The 21,352-nt window shown below is 63.0% G+C and carries 15 protein-coding genes; 7 read left to right on the forward strand and 8 right to left on the reverse strand.

Features of this window, described 5'->3' with window-relative positions:
• The first annotated feature begins 39 nt into the window (after nucleotides 1-39).
• The 4 genes from ACI5KX_RS03000 to ACI5KX_RS03015 all read left to right on the forward strand — a co-directional run bounded on the left by ACI5KX_RS03000 (nucleotide 40) and on the right by ACI5KX_RS03015 (nucleotide 4,882).
• A complete protein-coding gene (locus tag ACI5KX_RS03000) occupies nucleotides 40-687 on the forward strand; it encodes a DUF4167 domain-containing protein (RefSeq protein WP_406809193.1) in 648 nt (215 codons plus the stop codon).
• Nucleotides 688-732: 45 nt separating this feature from the next.
• Nucleotides 733-2,343: an apolipoprotein N-acyltransferase gene (lnt, locus tag ACI5KX_RS03005; protein ID WP_406809194.1), complete on the forward strand. Its 1,611-nt coding sequence runs from the start codon at nucleotides 733-735 to the stop codon at nucleotides 2,341-2,343.
• Nucleotides 2,344-2,424: 81 nt separating this feature from the next.
• Nucleotides 2,425-3,666, forward strand: coding sequence for a methionine adenosyltransferase (gene metK, locus ACI5KX_RS03010; RefSeq protein ID WP_406809195.1), 1,242 nt, complete (start codon nucleotides 2,425-2,427; stop codon nucleotides 3,664-3,666).
• 19 nt (nucleotides 3,667-3,685) lie between these two features.
• Nucleotides 3,686-4,882, forward strand: coding sequence for a DUF418 domain-containing protein (locus ACI5KX_RS03015; RefSeq protein WP_406809196.1), 1,197 nt, complete (start codon nucleotides 3,686-3,688; stop codon nucleotides 4,880-4,882).
• Here ACI5KX_RS03015 and ACI5KX_RS03020 read toward each other — a convergent pair.
• The 4 genes from ACI5KX_RS03020 to ACI5KX_RS03035 are packed head-to-tail and all read right to left on the reverse strand — an operon-like array spanning nucleotide 4,879 to nucleotide 8,363.
• Nucleotides 4,879-6,030 carry a CaiB/BaiF CoA transferase family protein gene (locus tag ACI5KX_RS03020; RefSeq protein WP_406809197.1) on the reverse strand — a complete coding sequence of 384 codons (1,152 nt, stop codon included), beginning with the start codon at nucleotides 6,028-6,030 and terminating at the stop codon, nucleotides 4,879-4,881. The genes ACI5KX_RS03015 and ACI5KX_RS03020 overlap by 4 nt on opposite strands.
• A gap of 4 nt (nucleotides 6,031-6,034) precedes the next feature.
• Nucleotides 6,035-6,700, reverse strand: coding sequence for a CoA transferase subunit B (locus ACI5KX_RS03025; protein ID WP_406809198.1), 666 nt, complete (start codon nucleotides 6,698-6,700; stop codon nucleotides 6,035-6,037).
• Nucleotides 6,697-7,644 carry a hypothetical protein gene (locus tag ACI5KX_RS03030; RefSeq protein ID WP_406809199.1) on the reverse strand — a complete coding sequence of 316 codons (948 nt, stop codon included), beginning with the start codon at nucleotides 7,642-7,644 and terminating at the stop codon, nucleotides 6,697-6,699. The genes ACI5KX_RS03025 and ACI5KX_RS03030 overlap by 4 nt, the downstream gene beginning before the upstream one ends.
• Nucleotides 7,641-8,363, reverse strand: a complete 723-nt coding sequence (locus ACI5KX_RS03035; RefSeq protein ID WP_406809200.1) for a CoA transferase subunit A — start codon at nucleotides 8,361-8,363, stop codon at nucleotides 7,641-7,643. Before ACI5KX_RS03035 ends, ACI5KX_RS03030 begins: the two co-directional genes overlap by 4 nt.
• 498 nt (nucleotides 8,364-8,861) lie before the next feature.
• Between ACI5KX_RS03035 and ACI5KX_RS03040 the strand changes: the two genes are divergently transcribed.
• Complete coding sequence (locus ACI5KX_RS03040; RefSeq protein WP_406809201.1) at nucleotides 8,862-11,168, forward strand: CDC48 family AAA ATPase; 2,307 nt, start codon at nucleotides 8,862-8,864, stop codon at nucleotides 11,166-11,168.
• A 7-nt stretch (nucleotides 11,169-11,175) separates the two neighbouring features.
• On the opposite strand, the gene ACI5KX_RS03045 is transcribed toward ACI5KX_RS03040, so the two are convergent.
• Entirely contained in the window at nucleotides 11,176-12,264 is a 1,089-nt protein-coding gene (locus ACI5KX_RS03045; protein WP_406809202.1) for a mechanosensitive ion channel family protein, read from the reverse strand.
• Between the two features lie 59 nt (nucleotides 12,265-12,323).
• The gene (gene polA, locus ACI5KX_RS03050; protein ID WP_406809203.1) at nucleotides 12,324-15,161 is read right to left on the reverse strand and encodes a DNA polymerase I; all 2,838 of its coding nucleotides are present in this window, start codon (nucleotides 15,159-15,161) and stop codon (nucleotides 12,324-12,326) included.
• Nucleotides 15,162-15,406: 245 nt separating this feature from the next.
• On the opposite strand from polA, the gene ACI5KX_RS03055 reads away from it, so the two are divergent.
• Nucleotides 15,407-15,664, forward strand: coding sequence for a hypothetical protein (locus ACI5KX_RS03055; protein ID WP_406809204.1), 258 nt, complete (start codon nucleotides 15,407-15,409; stop codon nucleotides 15,662-15,664).
• A 100-nt stretch (nucleotides 15,665-15,764) separates the two neighbouring features.
• Here ACI5KX_RS03055 and ACI5KX_RS03060 read toward each other — a convergent pair whose 3' ends face one another.
• A complete protein-coding gene (locus tag ACI5KX_RS03060; RefSeq protein ID WP_406809205.1) occupies nucleotides 15,765-16,805 on the reverse strand; it encodes a serine hydrolase in 1,041 nt (346 codons plus the stop codon).
• 289 nt (nucleotides 16,806-17,094) lie between these two features.
• On the opposite strand from ACI5KX_RS03060, the gene ACI5KX_RS03065 reads away from it, so the two are divergent.
• A complete protein-coding gene (locus tag ACI5KX_RS03065) occupies nucleotides 17,095-19,389 on the forward strand; it encodes a DUF305 domain-containing protein (protein ID WP_406809206.1) in 2,295 nt (764 codons plus the stop codon).
• A gap of 76 nt (nucleotides 19,390-19,465) precedes the next feature.
• Here ACI5KX_RS03065 and ACI5KX_RS03070 read toward each other — a convergent pair whose 3' ends face one another.
• Nucleotides 19,466-21,304, reverse strand: coding sequence for a DUF885 domain-containing protein (locus tag ACI5KX_RS03070; RefSeq protein WP_406809207.1), 1,839 nt, complete (start codon nucleotides 21,302-21,304; stop codon nucleotides 19,466-19,468).
• Between the last annotated feature and the right edge of the window lie 48 nt (nucleotides 21,305-21,352).

A 21,352-nucleotide genomic window follows, 5' to 3' on the forward strand; every position in this document is an offset into this window, starting at 1 on the left:
CGGAACGGCTGCGCAGGGTCGTTAAAGGGAAGAATTTCCTTGAATAACAATCGCAGTAATCGTCGCCGCGGACGCGGTAATCGCAACCAGGGCGGTGGCGGCAATCAGCTGAACCGGATCGACAGCCGGGCGCGCGGCAATGCGCCCCAGCTACTCGACAAGTACAAGAAGCTCGCCCAGGACGCGCAGCACAATGGCGACCGTGTGCAGGCCGAATACTACCTGCAGTTCGCCGATCATTACTTCCGTGTGATCGCCGACAACAAGGCGCGCCAGGAAGAGGCGCGGGCCAAGCGCGGCGACGATCGCGGTCAATCCGGTGACGATAGCGACGATAACGATGACGATCGTCGCAGCGACAACAAGCGCGGCGACAGCAAGCGTGGCGGCGCTCGCAAGCCGCGTGCGCGTCGCGACGACAATCAGAACGACGGCGGTTCGGACCACGAGGGCGCGAAGGGGGCTTCCGATGACGCTTCGGACGACACGAAGCAGCCCAAGCGGCGTGGTCGCAAGCCCAAGAACGAAGCGAGCGACGGAGCGGAAGAAAAGCCCAAGCGTCGCAAGCCCCGCAACGGGAAGGCCGACGATACCGGTCCGGGGGAAATCGATTCTTCGGTTCTTCCGCCGGCGATCAGTGCCGGCACGGACCGGGATAGCGATGACAGCCTGGAAGCGGTCGGCTGATCGGTTCCCGGCGGGCGGCATCTGAGCGGTATCGACCAGCCTCGAATGCGCGCCCGGATTGAAAACCTGATTCAAACAGCGCGCTCACGGCCCGGCCTGAGCGCGCTTTTCCTCGGAGCGATCGCGGCGTTCGGTTATCCGCCCCTGCATGTGTGGTGGATCGCGATCCCCGCACTCGCGGCGTTCATCGCGCTGCTGCGCGAGGCGAAGAGCTGGCGGAGCGCCGCGTGGCAGGGCTGGCTGTTCGGCTGGGCGCACCTGACCGTCGCCAACAACTGGATCGCCACCGCTTTTACCTACCAGTCGAAGATGCCCGAATTCCTCGGCTGGCTCGCGGTGCCGCTGCTGTGCGTCTATCTCGCGATCTATCCCGCGCTCGCGGCGCTCGCAGCGCATGTCCTCTCGCGAAGATCGGGAGCGGTCGGGTTCGCATTTGTCCTCGCGGGGGCCTGGATCGTGGCCGAGTGGCTGCGCGGGTGGGTGTTCACCGGATACCCTTGGCCCCCGCTCGGGCTGATGGTGCTCGGCGGTTGGGACCATCCGGGGCTTGCAGTCCTGCTACCGTGGATGGGCACTTACGCACTCTCCGGTCTCGTCGTCCTCCTTTCCTCCCTGCTGCTGTTGAGAGCGGGCGCATTGCATCGCGGCCTACAGATCGGTGCCTTCGCCCTGCTCGGTCTGGGCATGGTGGTGCCTTGGGAGGACTTTCAGCCCGATCGGCAAACCACCATCGACTACACCCTCGTCCAACCTTTGCTCACGCAGGAAGAGATCAACGATCCGACCAGATTCGAAGAACAGTTCGAGCGCATCGCGGACCTGACTCTTCCCGGGCGCGAACGCTCGCGGCTTGTCTTGTGGCCCGAAAGCGCGGTTCCCGACTATCTCGAGGATGGATATCCGCAGCGGTACTACACCCGCATGACCTCGGGCGGCGATCCGGAATTCGCCCGGCGCCGGATCGCGGCGGTGATCGGCGTGGATGCCACTCTGCTGACCGGGGTCGTCAATCTCGATTTCCAGGAGAAGGCCGGGATCAGAAGCGTGGTCAGCGCGCGCAACTCGGTGCTCGCCATCGACGGGACGGGCGATATCACCGGGCACTACGCCAAGGCGCATCTCGTGCCGTATGGAGAATATCTGCCGATGCGCCCGATCCTCGAACCGCTCGGCCTGTCGCGGCTGGTTGCCGGTTCGATCGACTACGTTTCCGGACCGGGGCCGCAGACACTCGATCTCGGAAGGCACGGCAGGGCGGGCATCCAGATCTGCTACGAAATCGTGTTTTCCGGGCAGGTCGTGGATCCCGCCAATCGCCCCGACTATATCTTCAATCCTTCCAACGATGGTTGGTTTGGCACGTGGGGGCCGCCGCAGCATCTCGCCCAGGCGCGCATGCGCGCTATCGAAGAAGGCCTGCCGGTGCTGCGCTCGACGACGACCGGGATCAGCGCAGTGATCGATGCCAACGGGGTCGTGCGTGCCAGCATCGCCTCGGGAAAGGCAGATGCGATCAGCGGTACCATCCCGGCAGCAAAGCCGCCCACCCTGTTCGCGCGGCTCGGCAACGCGCTCCCGCTCGGCTGGGCTGCTGTGTTGCTTCTTCTCGGGGTTGCCGTCCCGAGATTGCTTGCACTGCGAGAGCCGCGCGGCTAGGGCATCGCGCAACACATAAAGGTTTCCTTATATCTGCATAAGGCACCCGTAGTCCGCAATTCGATCCTCCAAGGAACCCCCATGCGCAGCGATTATCTCTTCACTTCCGAAAGCGTTTCCGAAGGCCATCCGGACAAGGTTTCCGACCAGATATCGGACGCCATCGTCGACCTGATGCTGGCGAAGGATGCGGAAGCGCGCGTCGCCTGCGAAACCATGACGACGACCCAGCGCGTGATCCTGTCGGGTGAAATCCGCTGCGCTCCGATGTACGACGAGAACAACGAGGAATGGGCGGTCAATGGCGGCTGGGCGCCCGGCGCCAAGGAGGAGATCGAGCAGGCGGTCCGCTCGACAGTGCGCGACATCGGCTACGAACAGGACGGTTTCCATTGGAAGACGTTGCAGTTCGAAAACCACCTTCACGGTCAGTCGGCGCATATTGCACAGGGTGTCGATGCGGGTGCGGACGGTTCGAACAAGGATGAAGGTGCGGGCGACCAGGGCATCATGTTCGGCTTCGCCTGCGACGAAACTCCCGATCTGATGCCCGCCACGCTCGATTACAGCCACAAGATCCTCGAAAAGCTTTCGGAAGATCGCCACTCGGGCAAGGCCCCGTTCCTCGAACCCGACGCCAAGAGCCAGGTCACGCTGCGTTACAAGGACGGCAAGCCGGTCGCATGCACCGCAGTGGTGGTCAGTACGCAGCACGCCGAAGGTTACGACAAGGGTAACAAGGAAGCCGAGCTGAAGGCGTATGTTAAGGGTGTCGTCGCCGACATCCTGCCCGAAGGGTTCCTGTCGGACGAGACCCAGTGGCACATCAACCCCACCGGCAGTTTCGTGATCGGAGGCCCCGATGGCGACGCGGGCCTGACCGGGCGTAAGATCATCGTCGACACCTATGGCGGCGCGGCTCCGCATGGTGGCGGCGCATTCAGCGGCAAAGACCCGACGAAGGTCGATCGCAGCGCAGCCTATATCACCCGTTATCTCGCCAAGAACGTCGTGGCAGCGGGCCTCGCCAAGCGCTGCACGATCCAGATTGCCTATGCCATCGGCGTGTCCGAACCGCTTTCGCTCTATGTCGATACCCACGGCACCGGCACGGTCGATGATGCGGAGATCGAGAAGGCGATCAATTCGATCGACAAGCTCGGCGGCCTCACCCCGCGTGCGATCCGCATGCACCTCGGGCTTAACAAGCCGATCTACCGCAAGAGCGCGGCCTATGGCCATTTCGGTCGCACCGCCGAAGGCGACTTCTTCCCCTGGGAGAAAACGGATTTGGTCGAAGACCTGAAGGCAGCTCTGGCCTGACCTGCTAAGGGCGCTGTCGATGATAGCGCCCGCTTCGCCCACAACGAACCGCATCATCCAGCTCGACGCGCTGCGCGGGCTGGCGGTGATCGGTATCGTGTGGATGAACGTCTACGTCTTCGCGCTTCCGTCGCAGGCCTATTACAATCCGGTCGTCTGGGGCGGCGGGACCGAGGCCGACCGGCTGGTATGGGCGGCGAGCTTTGTCTTTTTTGAAGACAAGTTCCGCGCGCTGTTCGCGATGCTGTTCGGCGCGGGCTGCCTGATCCTGCTCGAGAAAGAAGCGGAACGCCCATTGCGAGCGCACTATGCGCGTATGGCGGTGCTTTTCGCGATCGGGCTGGCCCATTCGATCCTGCTGGCGAGCAACGATATCCTCCGCGCTTATGCGCTTGCCGGACTGGCTCTTCCGCTGCTTGCACCGCTTTCGCATCGCGCTCTCTATGCCGTGGCCATCGGATTTGTCGCGGTGCATGTCGGCGGCGGAATGGTCGCACTGGGCGCAGCCGTGGTCGATTTCTACGCTGGACGCATGGGCAGCGACGCCTCGCTGTTTGCCGAGCGCAATTTCGGCAGTGACGGCCCTGCGGTGCGATATGCGCTCGAACTGGGGCGCGAGGGATTTGCCGAACGGGCAATCCGCCGCGCAGGCGATATCCCGGCTCAGCTCCGCATCATCGCCGGGTCGATCCCGATCAACCTCGCGGCGATGGCGCTGGGCATGGCGCTATGGAAAGATCGACTGCTGGCACGCGAGTGGCGAACCTTCCGGATGCAGCGACTGGCGGCGATATGCGCCATTATCGCCTTGCCGGCGCTGTTCGGCCTCGCGCTGTGGGTATCGAGCGCCGGCTTTCCGGGGGCCTTGGTCGGTGCAGTTTCGCTGATCCTGTCCGCACCCTTCGACCTGCTGCTCGCGCTGGCCTACGCCGCGCTGGCCATGGCCTTCTTCAGCGGAAGTGGGGCGATCACCCGACTGCTCGCGGCCGTGGGGCGGCTGGCGCTCACCAACTACCTGATGACGAGCTTTATCCTCGCCGCACTCTTCGCCAGCTGGGGCTTTGGCCTGTTCGGCGAAGTCGGCCGCGCGCACGCATTCGCGCTCTCGTTCGTGCCGATCCTTGCGATGCTGACGTGGTCCCCGGCGTGGCTTGCGAAGTTCGGGCAGGGACCTCTCGAGCGGATGTGGCGCAGCGCGACGCGGTTGTTGTCCTAGCCGTCCTCGCCCAGCATCGGTGATGCGCGATCGAGCGCCAGTTCGGCATCGGAGAAGGTAAAGGGCGAGCGCACGCCCGGCATCCCGCCCAGATCCACTCGAAGTCCTCGCGCGATGACCTGCGGATCGGCAAAGACCTCGTCCAGCGTGTTGATCGGCCCGCATGGCACCCCGGCCTCGTGACAGGCGGCAAGCAGGCCGGCCTTTGTCCAGACCTTCGTCGCCTCGGCGATTTCGGCATCGAGTACGGCGGCGTGTTCGGTGCGCCCGCCATTGCTCGTGAACCGCGCGTCTTCGGTCAGGTCCTCGCGTCCGAGCAGGTTCGCAAGCTTGACGAACAGCCGGTCGTTCGCCGGGGCGAGGATGACATGTCCGTCGCTCACTGGGAACACGCCATACGGTGCGACCTGGGCGTGGGCATTGCCCATGCGTGGCGGGTTCTCGCCGGTCGTGAGGAAATAGGTCGCCTGGTTGGCCAGCAGCGCGACCGAGCAGTCCATCAGGCCGATGTCGACCTGCTGGCCCTTGCCGGTGCGCTCGCGCTGGAGCAGCGCGGCCTGAATGCCATTAGCGGCATAGACGCCGGTCGACAGGTCGGAAATCGATATGCCCATCTTGACCGGCACGCCGTCCGGTTCACCGGTCAGCGACATGAACCCGCTCATGCCCTGCACAACGAAGTCATATCCGGCCTCGTGCGCACGCGGGCCGGTCTGGCCGAATCCAGTGATCGAGCAATAGACGAGCCGGGGATTGGCTGCCGAGACTGCGGCGTAATCGAGGCCGAACTTTGCAAGCCCGCCCGTCTTGAAGTTCTCGATGAGGACGTCGGCCCCGGTACACAGTTCGCGCACCCGGGCGAGGTCTTCGGGATCGTTGAAGTCCGCGACGATCGAGTGCTTGCCGCGATTGCACGCGTGGTAATAGGCGGCTTCGCGATGGACTGTCCCGTCCGCCGCGGTCCGCTCGACCCACGGCGGTCCCCAGGCCCTTGTTCCATCGCCTTCGGGGCTCTCGACCTTGATCACATCCGCGCCGAGATCGGCGAGGATCTGCCCCGCCCACGGCCCGGCCAGCACGCGCGCGAGCTCGACGACTTTCAATCCAGCAAGCGGGGCGTTTTCGTTACGGGGGCGATCGAGCCACATGGGGTCACGCGTTCTCGAGCGCCACTTCATACTTGGCGGTAGTTTTTTCGGCGATTTCGTCCTCGGTCACCCCGGGAGCCAGTTCGATCAGGCGGAACGGGCTGTCATGGTCCTTGCGATGGAACACGCCGAGGTTGGTGATGATCATATCGACCACGTTCGCACCGGTAAGCGGGAGGGTGCATTCGGGGATGAACTTTGGCGAGCCGTCCTTGGCGTTGTGGTCCATGACCACGATGATCTTCTTCACGCCGGCGACAAGGTCCATCGCGCCGCCCATGCCCTTGATCATCTTGCCCGGGATCATCCAGTTGGCGATGTCGCCGTTCTCGGCGACTTCCATCGCGCCCAACACGGTCAGGTCGATGTGTCCGCCGCGGATCATCGCGAAGCTGGTTGCGCTGTCGAAATAGGCGCTGTGCGGCAGCTCGCTGATGGTCTGCTTGCCCGCGTTGATGAGATCGGGATCGACCTCGTCGTCATAGGGGAAGGGGCCGATGCCAAGCATCCCGTTCTCGCTCTGCAGCGTCACCAGCATGCCTTCGGGGATGTGGTTGGCGACCAGCGTCGGGATGCCGATGCCGAGATTGACGTAATATCCGTCCTCGAGCTCCTGCGCGGCGCGGGCGGCCATCTGGTCGCGGGTCCATCCATGTGTTTGGTCGGTCATTGATCCTGCTCTTCTAGAATGTCGGGAGGGCCTTGAACCTCCGGCGGTGATGGTTCGGCAGCAGCCACATCGGTCGCCGCCGTTTCTGCTTCGGGTACGGGAGTTGGCTGGGCGACCGGTGCATCCCCGATCAGGAACCAGCCGTTGTTCATAAGTGGTTCGAGTTCGAGCGCCGCATCGCGGTTCGTCAGGTATTCGTAGAGCTCGTCGAAATCCCGATGCTCATCGCCGGCGATCGCGATCAGGCAGGTCTCGGCGGCGAATTCCTCGCGTCGGGTCTGCTTGCGATCCCCGGGGTAGCGCATGAGCAGCAGTGTGTCTTCGGCATCGGGGTCGAGACCCGATTGCTTGAGCGCGTCGCGGACGATGTAGGCATCGGCTGCGGAGTTTTCCGAAATCCACGCGATGGTGACGCCTTCCGCACGCAGGACTTCGAGGCTCAAGGCCGCCGCACCCGAGGCCGGAAGCGGCGAGCCTTCCGCAAAAACTGTCTGTCCCGGGTCGAGATCGATCAGGATCGCCGGATCGCGCTCGTCGCCGGGCTCGCACGAGAGGCGCTTGCCATCGAGCGCCGAGGGATCGCGCAGGACCGCGGTTTCGAGAGGCTGCGCACCTTCCGAAAACTGGAAGGCCCGTTGGGTGGAGTAACGGATGAATTCGGCAACTCGCGGGGATTGCATCGCCGGGAATGCGGTTTCGGCAGCGGCTGGAGCACCCGCAGTTTCGGCAAGGTCTGTGGAAGCGAGCGCGGCGGGTTCGGATAGGGCTTCCGGCGCAGCATTCACGGTAGTCGCAACCTCGACGCGCGGCCCCGGCTTGTCATCCGTGGCCGTGCGCGCGATCGCTCCTCCCGCAACCAGCGGGATTGCCGCCGCAACGCAGCCTTGCAGCGCCGCGCCTGCAAGCGGCAGCAATACCAGGGTCAGGGCGCGGCAGGGCGTCACGCGGCCTCGCGTTCCCTCGTGGTGCGGAATTCGATCTTCTTGTCGTAGGGTGCGCCGAGGATCATGCGATTGACGAACACGCCGGGCAAGTGGATCTGATCGGGATCGAGCGCGCCTGCGGGGACGATCTCTTCGACTTCGACCACGCAAACCTTGCCGCAAGTTGCAGCGGGCAGGTTGAAGTTGCGCGCGGTCTTTCGGAACACGAGATTGCCGGTCTCATCAGCCTTCCATGCCTTAACGATCGACAGGTCGGCGAAGATGCCGCGTTCGAGGATGTAGGTCGATATCACGCCATCGGGATCGGGAAACTCCTTGTGCTCCTTGCCCTCGGCCACCTGCGTGCCGACCCCGGTCTTGGTGTAGAAGCCCGGAATGCCGGCTCCCCCTGCGCGCATGCGCTCGGCCAGCGTGCCCTGGGGACAGAACTCGACCTCCAGCTCGCCGGAGAGGAATTGCCGTTCGAACTCCTTGTTCTCGCCGACATAGGAAGAGATCATCTTCTTCACCTGCTTGGTGCGCAGCAGCTTGCCGATCCCTTCGTTGTCGATTCCGGCATTATTGCTGGCAAAGGTCAGGCCGGTCACTCCGCTGTCGCGGATCGCGTCGAGCAGCCGTTCGGGAATGCCGCACAGGCCAAACCCGCCCGCCGCGATCAGCATGTCGTTTCGAAGCACGCCTTCCAGCGCGCTGGCGGCATCGGGAAAAAGCTTGCTCATGAGTCCACCTGCATGTTCGGGCCAAGTTTGTCGGGCCTGTCGGGAACCCGATCGCTGGCGACTGATTAGTGGCTAGGACAGCCGCTGTCACCACCTGCAGAAAGCTGGCCGGACGCCAGCGACAGAATTGGTGCAATGCACAATGAAGGCGGCTGATATTTGCCTAATGGACATACAAATGCCTAAATTTCAGGCAGCCGAATTGCAATAAGTGACATGATTATGACGGTATGGCGCTTTCAGATTGCGCTATATGCAACAAAGAATGCGCCTTTCGCACTTGCGAAATGGGATGGCCCTGCGCATACATGATCGTGCCTTTCAGGCATCCTCTCCCAGACTTTTCAAGCCCGGCCTTCGTGCCGGGCTTTTTTCTTGCCTGGTATCCCCTTTGCGATTGGTCTCCCGCGGCGTCCCGGTCGATTGCATTGGCAGGCCCTGCTCCCTAGCTTGAATCGGACCCGATCAACGAATCGATCAGCCGAGAGGACCCCGCCCATGGCCGATGCCGAAACCGAAGCTCCCGCCCGCACCGCACGCCTTCAGGTTGCGCCCGCACGGCAGGAGGAATCGGGGCAAGGCATCGCGCGCATGCCGCGCACGGCATTCCAGACACTCGGGATCACCGAAGGCGACGTGGTCGAAATTCGCGGCAAGCGCACGACCGCGGCGATCGCGATGGCTGCCTACCCCGAAGACGAGACGCTCGAAGTCGTTCGGCTGGACGGGCTACAGCGTGGCAATGCCGAAGCGGGATCGGGCGAGCATGTCGAGGTCGCAGTGGCCGAGTCGCGCCCCGCCACCCGCGTCGTCTTTGCCCCGGCGCAGCGCGAAATGCGATTGCAGGGCCCGACCCAGGCGCTGAAGCGCAATTTCTTCCGCAAGCCGCTGGTCGCAGGCGATCTGGTTGCGACCACGGGCCAGCAGCCGGTCCAGAACATGCCACCAGATGTGCGCCAGCTGTTGCGCGCTCCTGCCTACGCTCTCACGCAGATTCGCCTGTCGGTCCATTCGACCGCTCCCAAGGGCATCGTCCATATCGACGAGAACACCGAGGTCGAGCTTCGCACCGAATTCGAGGAACCGCGCGATGCCCGTGCGGTGGTCAATTACGACGACGTCGGCGGGATGGAGGACACCATCCAGCAGCTGCGCGAGATGGTCGAGCTGCCGCTGCGCTATCCCGAATTGTTCACCCGGCTGGGCGTCGATCCGCCTAAAGGTGTCCTGCTTCACGGCCCGCCGGGGACCGGCAAGACCCGCCTGGCCCAAGCGGTCGCCAACGAATCCGACGCCGAATTCTTCACCATCAATGGTCCGGAGATCATGGGTTCGGGGTACGGCGAAAGCGAAAAGCGCCTTCGCGAGGTCTTCGAAGAGGCAAGCCGCGTCGCACCGGCCATCGTTTTCATCGACGAGATCGACTCGATTGCGCCCAAACGCACGCAGGTGCCGGGCGAGGCCGAAAAGCGGCTGGTCGCGCAATTGCTCACTCTGATGGACGGGCTGGAAGCGCGCACAAATCTCGTGGTCATCGCCGCGACCAACCGCCCCGACGCGATCGACGAAGCGCTGCGCCGCCCGGGCCGGTTCGACCGTGAAATCGTGATCGGCGTGCCCGACCAGCATGGCCGACGCGAAATCCTCGCGATCCACACTCGCGGCATGCCGCTTGAAGAAGCGGTGAATCTCGATGAACTGGCGAAGGTGACCCACGGTTTCGTGGGCGCCGACATCGCCGCGCTCGCCCGTGAGGCGGCGATCGACGCGGTCCGCCGCATCATGCCGAAGCTCGATCTCGACGAGCGCACGATACCGCCCGAAGTACTCGAAGAACTCTGCGTCACGCGTGACGATTTCCTTTCCGCACTCAAGCGCATCCAGCCTTCGGCCATGCGCGAAGTGATGGTGCAGGTGCCCGATGTCGGCTGGGACGATATCGGCGGCGTCGGCGATGCCATCGACCGGCTCAAGGAAGGCATCGAATTGCCGCTCAAGAATCCCGACGCGTTCCGCCGCCTGGGTATCCGCCCGGCCAAGGGCTTCCTGCTCTACGGACCGCCCGGAACCGGCAAGACGCTGCTGGCCAAGGCCACGGCCCGCGAAGCCGAAGCCAACTTCATCTCGATGAAGAGCTCGGACCTGTTGTCGAAATGGTATGGCGAGAGCGAGCAGCAGATCGCGCGCCTGTTCGCACGCGCCCGCGCGGTGGCGCCATGCGTGTTGTTCATCGACGAGATCGACAGCCTTGTCCCCGCGCGCGGCAGCGGGCAGGGCGAACCGCAGGTGACCGGCCGGGTGGTCAACACGATCCTTGCCGAGATGGACGGGCTTGAAGAGCTGCAATCGGTGGTGGTGGTCGGCGCGACAAACCGGCCCAACCTCGTCGATCCGGCACTGCTACGGCCGGGCCGGATCGACGAGCTGGTCTATGTCGGGACACCCGACAAGGCAGGCCGCGAACACATCCTGCAGATCCACACCTCGAAAATGCCGCTGGCGGACGACGTCGACCTGGCTTCCGTCGCTGCAAAGACCGAGCGCTTCACCGGTGCCGACCTCGAAGACGTTGTGCGCCGCGCGGGCCTCGGTGCTTTGCGAAGGCTAGGCGGGGATGTGAGCGAAGTCGCCGCGGTGGATTTCGAGGAAGCACTGAAAGATTCGCGCGCGACCGTTACCGCCAAGATGGAAGCCGAATATCGCAAGATGCGCGGAGAGCTGAAGAAGCGCGCGGCGGAGGTCAATCCGATCGGATTCTTCGCCCCCGAAACGCTCGAACCGGCCCGCGCCAACAAACACGACTGATACGCGTTTAGGGAGCGGGAGCTTCCCCGGCCTTGGCGTGACCGCCTGGCAGTTCGAGCCGGTGGCGGATCAGCGCATCCGGCTGGTTTTCTCTCAGCCATTTGAGCATGTGTTCGCGCACCTCGCATCGCAGCGTCCACAGATCGCCGATCGTCTCGGCGCTCATAGACAGCCGCAATTCGACGCTTTCCGGATAGGCTTCGGTCATAAGCAGTGCGAGATTGCGCCCGTCGAAGAGCTCGTGCGCAGTGACGAACCGCTCGAATTCCTCGCGGATCGGGCCGACATCGGCAATCGGATCGAGATGCAGATATACCGGCCCGGTCAGCATTTCGCTGACCCGCGACCAGTTCTCGAACGAGCCGTCGAGGAAACGCGCAGTCGGCACGATCAGCAGGCGTTCGTCCCACGTCCTGACCGTGACGAATGGCAGCTTGATTTCTTCCACGCGCCCGGCATCGCCATCGACTTTCACCAGGTCGCCGATCCGCAGCGGCTCGGTCAGCGCCACCTGCAGGCCGGCGATGAGCGACTTGAGAGCGGGCTGCGCTGCCGCGCCGATGGCGAGTGCGGCGAGGCCGGCAGAGGCAAGCATCGTCGTCCCGATCGACCGGACCGAGGGGATCGCAAACAGCATCAGGCCGATAGTGATCACGATGATCGCGAAGGTTGCGATTTTGGACAGGACGGCGATACGGGTCTTGCGGCTGCGCATCGCGACCGGGTCCTCATTCCCCTCCATCCGCAGTTCGAGCGTCGCGACGAAGGCCTTGACGACGTTGTAGGCGATCCAGCCGAGAAGCGCAGGACGCAGGAATTGTGCAAGCGGTTCCCAGACCAGACCAAGCGCTTCGTCGATTTGCGCCGCGAGCGTAACTCCGATCGCGATGAACGACCATTTGATCGGTGCGCGGATGCGCTGGATCAGGATGTCGTCCGCTTCGGATTCCGACAGCTGAGTGATGCGACTGACGATCGCAAATACGAACCGGTAGAGCAGGTAGGCGAAGACGACCGCCACAAGGACGCTGACCGAGGAAATCGCTATCGCGTTCCAGTCGATGGTCCAGTTGGCCGGGTTGATCGTCTCGAGCATGAGTGAGTGCTATGAACCTTGGCGGGTGAATTCAACTGCCGATTGGGCGGGGCGCCAAATCAATGAGCCGCGTCCCAGGAAGCGCCGGTGCCGATATCGATCGCCAGCGGCACGTCGAGTTCAACCGCGGGAAGCGCGGCTTCAGCCATCACGCGCTCGATGATCGGCGAAGCGGCCTCGACATCGCTTTCGGGTAATTCGAACACCAGTTCGTCGTGTACCTGCAACAGCATGCGCACATCGTCGAGGCCCGCATCGCGCAACGCCGGAAGCATGCGGGCCATGGCGCGCTTGATGATATCGGCGCTCGTCCCCTGGATCGGCGCGTTGATTGCGGCGCGCTCGCTGCCCTGCCGTTCGGCCTGATTTTTCGACTTGATGCGCGGGAACCATGTTTTGCGCCCGAACAGCGTTTCGGAATAGCCGCGCTCGCGCACGATCTCGCGCGTTTCCATGATGTAGCGCTGGATTCCGGGGAAGCGCTTGAAATAGGTATCGATCATGTCTTGCGCCTCGTCGGGTTCGACTTCGAGACGTCCTGCAAGTCCCCAGCGTGAAATGCCGTAGAGGATCGCGAAATTGATTGTCTTGGCCCGCGCGCGGGTGTCGCGGGTAACCTCGCCGAACATCTCGGTCGCGGTGCGCGCATGAATGTCTTCACCCTTGGCGAAGGCGTCTTTGAGCGTATCGACATCGGCCATGTGCGCCGCCAGCCTGAGTTCGATCTGCGAATAGTCGGCGGCGAGCAGGACGTTGCCCTCTTCCGGCACGAACGCCTCGCGGATTTGCCGTCCGATTGCGGTTCGGATCGGGATGTTCTGCAGGTTCGGATCGGTCGAAGACAGCCGTCCGGTTTGCGCGCCGACCAGCGAATAGCTGGTGTGGACCCGGCCGGTGTCGGGATTGATCGCCTCCTGCAGCGCATCGGTGTAGGTCGATTTGAGTTTCGAAAGCTGGCGCCATTCGAGCACCTGCTTGGCGATTTCCGCCCCTTCCCCGGCGAGCCGTTCCAGCACCGAATGGTCGGTCGAATACTGCCCGCTCTTGCCTTTCTTTCCGCCCTTGTAGCCGAGCTTGTCGAACAGGACTTCCCCCAGCTGCTTGGGGCTCCCGACGGTAAACTCCTGCCCCGCGAGCTCGTGGATCTCCGCTTCGAGACGGCCGATTTCCTTCGCGAATTCCTCAGACAGTTTGGACAGGCGCGCGCGGTCGATCTTGATCCCCTCGCGCTCCATCCGTGCGACCACGGGTATGAGCGGACGATCGACCCGCTCGTAGACCTTGGTGCCGCCTTCGATGGCGAGCCGCGGCTTCAGGTGCTGGTAGAGCCGCCAGGTAACGTCGGCGTCCTCGGCAGCGTATTCGGTCGCGCGATCCAGTGGCACTTCATTGAAAGCGATCGCCTTCTTGCCGGTGCCGCACACGTCCTTGAATGCCAGCGGAGTGTGGCCGAGATGGCGTTGGGACAATTCGTCCATGCCGTGTCCGCCGCCGATCCCCTCCTGTCCGCGCCCCGCATCCAGTGCGAAGCTGACGATCATCGTGTCCTCAATCGGCGTAACCTCAACACCGTACCGCGCGAGCACGTTGAGATCGTATTTGCCGTTCTGGAAGACCTTGAGCACCGCATCGTCGGACAGCATCGGCTTCAGCGCTTCGAGCGCCGCCGCGCGGTCGACCTGCTCGGGCTTCTCGTCGAACATGTCGCTGCCGCCGTGCGCGAAGGGGACGTAGCAGGCATCGTTCGGCCCGAGGGCGAGGCTCATTCCGACGAGTTCGGCGCGCATCGCATCGAGCGATGACGTTTCGGTGTCCACGGCGACCAATCGTGCGGTGGTGGCGCGCGCAATCCATTCTTCGAGCCGGTCCATCGTCTGGACGGTCTCGTAAGCCGAGCGATCGACATCGGGCATTTCGGGTAGCGGCTGACGGTTCCCCTCGGCGTCACCTGTTTCGCCTGCGGTATCCGCCCTGGCGGGATCGAGATTGTTGGGCCGTTCGGGGCTCCCGCTCCCGGCGTCGAGCCTGCGCAGAAGCGACGTGAAGCCATGCTTTTCAAGGAACGCGGCAAGCGGCTCGGGCGGCACCCCGTCGAGTTCGAATTCGTCGAGCGGCTCGGGAAGGTCGCAATCTTCCTTGAGCGTCACCAGCACGCGCGAGAGTTCCGCGTCTTCGCGGCTTTCGATCAGGCGCTCCTTGAGCTTCGACTTCTTCATGTCGGGCGCCTGATCAAGCGCGGCGGTGAGCGAACCGTGTTCGGAAATCAGCTTGCTGGCGGTCTTCGGCCCGACCCCATAGATACCCGGAATATTGTCGACGCTGTCGCCCATCAGCGCGAGCACATCTCCGACCAGCTCCGGCTTCACGCCGAACTTCTCTTCGACCTCTTCGACATAGATGCGCTGGCTCTTCATCGTGTCGAGCATGTCGATCTTGGCACCGTCGATTTCGCCGACCAGCTGCATCAGGTCCTTGTCGGACGAAACGATGGTGACATCCCATCCCTGCCTCTGCGCTTCGCGGGCGTAGGAAGCGATCAGATCGTCGGCTTCGAGGCCGGCTTCCTCGATGCAGGGCAGGCTGAACGCGCGCGTGGCATCGCGGATCAGCGGGAACTGGGGGCGCAGGTCCTCGGGCGGTTCGGGCCGGTTGGCCTTGTATTCAGGATAGATCTCGTTGCGGAAACTCTTCGAATCCTTGTCGAGGATCACCGCCAGATGGGTAGGGCCGTCGGCCTCGTCGAGGTCGGTGGCGAGCTTCCACAGCATGGTGGTGTAGCCGTAAACTGCGCCGACCGGTGTTCCTTCCGGGTCGGTCAGTGGCGGGAGCCTATGATAGGCGCGGAAAATGTAGGATGATCCATCGACGAGATAGAGGTGCTTGTGCTGTTCGGCCATGCCAGCGTGCTAGCACCGGGCGGAGCCTCGCGTAAGCCGCTTTGATCAGCGCTGCGATACCGAGTTCGAAGCCGCGCAATTATGGCGACAAAACGGCAAAAACATGGCGAGATCGCCTTATTTCGCTTGCATTGCCACATTCTCGCCATTATTTAGGGCAGCAGAGTCGGGGGTCTAACACCGGCTTCGGTGTGGCTTGGAATACCGCCATACCTGATTCACTCGCTGAATAAGGATTTGATATTATGCGTAAGATCGTTCTTGCCGCTGCTGTTGCCACCTCGGCTCTGGGCCTCGCTGCTTGCGGCGAAACCGCTGAACAGGCTGGCGAAACCGCCGACGCCATGGCTGCAGACGCTGAGTCGGTTGCTGAAGAAGCAACTGCGACCGCTGAAGAAGCTACGGACGAAGCTGCCGACGCAACCGCTGAAGCTGCAGACGCAACCGCTGAAGCTGCTGAAGATGCAGCTGCCGACGCTGAAGAAGCAATGACCGCCGAGTAATTCGTTTGCGGTCATGCTCGCTCCGCAAGCCGGAGCAGCGTGAAAAAGAAGAGGCGGTGCCGCGAGGCGCCGCCTTTTTCTTTGCGCTGATTGTAAGACCTTAACCGCCGTTCTTGGGCGCGCTAGTCCAGTTGGGGTTGCGCTCGCGGGCCCGGGCCTTGGCCTCGAACCCATCGTAGAGAGCGCGGGCGATCGAGGCTATCCGCGCCTCTCGGTTGCGACGCGTGCCCTGGCCGGTCACATAGATTGCGACAGCGATCGCTCGCCCGTCCGGATATTCGATGATGCCGACATCGCTCGAGGTGTTGTTGAGCGATCCGGTCTTGTGGCTGACCCGTGCTTCATCGGGCATGTATGCGACGATGCGGCGTTTTCCGGTCACCGTGCGGCTCATCGCACCAAGCAATACGCGCCGGCTCTCGTCCGAGAGGAAATCGCCGCGGTAAAGCCCCTGCAGCAAGCGGACCATTGCCTCAGGAGTGGCTGAATCGCGCGGATCGATCCACAGCGCAGGATCGTATTCTCCATCGTCGCGCACCAGCGTCGCGATGTCGCGGTCGATCGAAAAATCGTTGATACCCTGTCGCCGCATCCAGTCGTTGACTTTCTCCGGACCCCCGACCGCATCCAGCAGCGTGTCCGTCGCCGGGTTGCTCGATCGCGTGATCATGATTTCGATCAGGTCGATCGCAGGCATATAGTTGCCCTTGCGCTTGGGAGCGATATCGGTGGAATACTTGGCCGAACGAACCGGGATCAGAAGCGGGAATTCCGACGTCAGCGAGTAGTGCCCCTGTTCGACCATTTCCAGGTAGGTCGCGGCGACCGCGATCTTGCTGGTCGAGGCCATCGGAAACAGCTGGTCGCCAAGCACGGTGATCATCTCGCCAGTCTTGAGGTCCATTGCAGCGACGCCGATGCGGCCTTTGTCGCCATCGGCAAGTTCTGCGATCCGGCGCTCGAAGCCGGTTTCGTAGATCGCCTCGAAGGTCTGCGGTGCGCGAAGCTCGGTTCCGAAGGCGCTGTCGAAACTCGATTGCAGCTCGCGCGATGCCTGGTCCTGCGCGGCAGCGGGGGCCGCAAAAAGCGAGAATGCGGCTGCAAGCGCCGCGACCATGCCCAGACCGTTTCTTATGACCATCTGCGAAACTTACCCCCCGTATGGTTGCCACCAACTTAACCCGCACTTTAGTTGGGACCGATTCGTCGCGGCAAGCGTTCATTTCATCGCTTGCGACGAACAGTGTGCCGCAAGCGACCGGGACTCGACTGGTTGCGGCTGGCGGTTGCAGGGATAATGTCCAAGCTCGCCAACGGTTCCAGTCGGCGGTTCGTCGATCCCCGCTTTTCGGGGCTTGACGGGGCCATCCCGGCTCGTTGTTTAGACGCAACCCGGATCTAGCCGGGCGCAATTCCAATACGGGGCTTTCATGAAGACGACCACCGCTTTGCGCACATCTCGCGCCATGTTCACCGCCATGTTGCTGGGCACTTCCGGCATCGCTTTCGCCCAGAGTGTACCGATCGTGCAACCGGGCGCTCCGGGACAGGACAGCAAGACGCTGAGCGCGGAAGAAGCGACCAAGCTGGCAAGCGCCAAGTACACCCCGGCGGATGTGAAGTTCATGCAGACCATGATCGTCCACCACCGCCAGGCGGTTGTTATGGCCGAGCTCGTCGCCGATCGCACCAACACCGAAGAGGTGGTTGCGGTCGCGGGCCGGATCCTCGCCAGCCAGGCCGATGAAATCTCCTTCATGGAGGAGTGGCTGAGCGCTCGCGGCGAACCGACCGAAATGCCCGGCATGGCCGCGCACAGGGACCACATGCACCATATGATGGCAGGCATGGCTTCGCCCGAACAGCTCGCAGCGCTTGAGGCTGCCGAAGGGACCGAGTTCGATCGCCAGTTCCTCACCCTCATGATTGCGCACCACGAAGGCGCGATCGACATGGTGGACGACCTGCTGGGCCAGCCCGGCACGGCAGCCGATCCGGTCCTGTTCCGCTTCATCGGCGATGTCGAGAATGACCAGAACGCCGAGATCGAGCGGATGGACGGCGTGCTCGCTGGTCTCTCGGAAGATCCCCGCGCATCGCTCGCGGCCGGATTCGCCGATGCAGGCGAAGCGATCCTCAACCTGCGCAAAGTCGTGAGCCTGCGCAAGCCGGCCGGGTTCTACGACCCGGAAAACCCCTCCGATCTGCGAGCGGTCGTGCCGCCGCGCGAGAAGGAAGAAGACGAGGACGCAGCTGAAGAAACGGCCGAGGCAGCCGCAGACGATGCTGCCGAAGCGGTCGCCGATGCCGAGGGTGCGGAAGAGGAGGCCACTCCCGATAGCGGCGAAAGCCTGACCCAGTTTGCCGAGCGCAGCCCGCTGCTCGATTTCGCCAACACCGACATGGCATTCTTCGACGACATCATGGTCGCCGGGAATTACCACGGGTTCAATATCTATCGCCTCGGTGACGATGGAGTGCCCAATCTTCTGAGCTCGGTCGTGTGTCCGGGCGGCCAGGGCGACGTTTCGGTCGTCGGCGACATCCTCATCATGAGTGTCGAGCAGACCCGTGGCCGTGTCGATTGCGGCCTGCAGGGCGTCGATGGCGATGTCAGCGAAGAGCGCTTCCGCGGCCTTCGTATCTTCGACATTTCGGATCTCCAGCGCCCACGCCAGGTCGGCGGAGTCCAGACCTGCCGCGGCAGCCACACCCATTCGGTCGTGAGCGCTGATGACGAGAAAATCGTCGTCTACAATTCGGGCACGTCGCGCGTGCGCGAGCAGGAAGAGCTGGCGCGTTGTATCGACAACCCGGCGGACAGCCGCACCGCACTGTTCAGCATCGACGTGATCGAAATCCCGGTTGCCAATCCGGGCGCGGCACGGATCGTCAAGAGCCCGCGCGTCTTTGCCGACCCCGAGACGGGAGAGATTGCCGGCCTGTGGGAAGGCGGCGACAGCGGCGAAGGGACCCAGCGCACAGCGCAGACCAACCAGTGCCACGACATCACTGTGTTCCCGAGCAAGAAGATCGCCGCAGGCGCCTGCTCGGGCAACGGCATCCTGATGGACATCTCGGACCCGTACAATCCGGTCCGCATCGATGCGGTGTTCGACAAGGGCTTCGCCTACTGGCACTCCGCCACCTTCAACAACGACGGTACCAAGGTGGTCTTCACCGACGAGTGGGGCGGCGGTGGACGACCGCGCTGCAAGGCATCGGACCCGATGACGTGGGGCGCCAACGCGATTTACGACATCGTCGACGGCACGCTCGAATTCCGTGCCCATTACAAGATGCCCGGTCCGCAGGGGGACACCGAGAACTGCGTTGCGCATAACGGCTCGATCATCCCGGTCCCGGGCCGCGACCTGTTCGTGCAGTCGTGGTACCAGGGCGGCATCAGCGTGATGGACTTCACCGACAGTGCGAACCCCAAGGAAATCGCCTATTTCGACCGCGGTCCGATCAGCGAGGAGCAGATGGTGGTTGGCGGTTACTGGTCGTCCTATTGGTACAACGGTCGCATCTACGGCACCGAGATCACCCGCGGAATCGATGTCTTTGCACTCGAACCCAGCGAGCACCTGAACGAAGCCGAGATCGCCGCTGCCGAAGCTGCGAGCTACCAGAACACGCGCTTCAATCCGCAGACCCAGACCGAAGTGACATGGTCGGACAGCGTGCTCGAAGCGATCGAGGACAGCCGCCAGGGCGGCTGATCCACTGGCGACAGAATGACAAAGGGGCGGGGTGGCATGTGACCATCCGGCCCCTTCTTTCTTGGTGGCTACACGGTCAGGCCGACTTTACGCTCGCAATCCACTGGTCGACCCGCTTTTCGAGGATACCCAGTGGCAGTGCACCGCCGCCAAGCACGGTGTCGTGGAACCCGCGAATATCGAACTTGTCGCCCAACTCCCGTTCGGCCTTGGCGCGCAGTTCCTGGATACGGATCATCCCGATTTTGTAGCTGGTCGCCTGTCCGGGCAGCACGAAATACCGCCGCACTTCCGACCGAACGGTGGTCTCCGGCATCGGCGAATTGGCCAGGAAATAGTCGACTGCTTCCTGTTCGCTCCAACCCTTCGAGTGAATGCCTGTGTCCACCACCAGCCGGATCGCGCGCCACATTTCGTTGGTGAGCCGCCCGAAGTCGGAATAGGGATCTTCGTAGGCGCCCATCTCTTTCGCAAGCAGCTCCGAATACAGCGCCCATCCCTCGCCGAAGGCCGAGATGAACCCGCCCTGCGAACGGAATTTCGGGATACCGGTCAATTCCTGCGCGATCGAGACCTGCATGTGGTGGCCGGGATTGCCCTCGTGATAAGCGATCGCCTCGAGCACGGGCTTGGGCATCGCCCGCATGTCTGAGAGGTGCGCATAATAGATGCCCGGGCGCGAACCGTCGGGTGTGCCCGGGCGATAATGCTGCGCGGCCCCATCCTGCTCTCGGAACGGCTCGACCCGGCGCACTTCCAGCGGAGCCTTGGGGAGCGTGCCGAAATACTCGGGAAGCTTGTCATCGATGAATTCGAGATGTTCTTCCGCCTGGGCAATATACTGCTGCGCGCCGGCATCGTTGTCAGGATAGAAGAAGCGGTCGTCCTCGCGGGTGAAGGCGAAGAAATCCTTGAGCGTCCCTTCGAAGCCGACCTGCTCCATGATCGCTTCCATCTCGCCGCGAATGCGGGCGACTTCCGAAAGCCCCTTTTCGTGGATTTCGTCAGCGGTGAGCTCGGTTGTCGTCATCGTCGCGAGCCGATGGTCGTAGAAGTCGCCGCCATCGGTGAGCGTGCTGACGCCCTGCGCCTGTTCGGCGGAATTGGGCCGGTCTTCGGTGAACCAGTCGATCACCCGGCGATAGGCCGGAGCCATCTCCTCGACCAGCGCCGTTCGGGCATCCTCGCGCAACTCGTCGGCGCGTTCCTGCGTGATCGTTCCGTCTTCGACGAGCCGCGCGAGATGGTCCTGTGTCGCGGTCCACAGCGCCGCAGGTTCTCCGTCACCGAATGGAGCACCGCTGGTAAGCTTTTCGGATTCGGCGATCACCGCATCATAGGCGAAGCGCGGCGGACGTGTGCCCTCGGCGGCATTGTTCTGCGCGCGTTCGAGCAGCTGGTCCATCGCGATACCGATCGCGCCGATGCGGGCGATGAAGGCGACCATATCGCTCTCGTCCTCGACTTTGTGCTGGGTGAGCAGGAAGCTGGGAAGCGCGGTGTGCGTCCCGTTCATCTGGGTGAGGATGTATTGCTGGTCGCGCCATTTCGCCGCAGCTTCGGCCTGGTCGAGCCGGAACTGCCACATGTCCCATGACAGCTTGGCTTCGTCGGAAAGCTGGTCGTAGTCGAAATTGGCTTCCATCTCGCGCGTCGCCGCGCGCCACCATTCGAGCTGTTCCTGTTTGGCTTCGACAGAGAAATCGTCGATCTTGTCGTAATCGGTCTTCCGGCCCAGCGCGGTCTGCTGGATCGGGCTGAACTTCAGCGCTTCCTCGAACTTCGCATCGAACCATTCGTTGATGCATTCGGTCTGGGTCGTCGCGCATTCGATCGCCGCTACCGGCGGCCCCATCATGTCGCAGGCCGTGAGCGCAATCGACGACAGCAGCAGCGCTGCAATGTGTTTTTTCATTTTTCGGATTTTCCCTGATTCCCCAACTTTGCTTTCCGACCCTGCGAC

Origin of the sequence: Erythrobacter sp. GH1-10 (genome assembly GCF_045363165.1) — a bacterium.
Lineage (GTDB): Bacteria > Pseudomonadota > Alphaproteobacteria > Sphingomonadales > Sphingomonadaceae > Erythrobacter.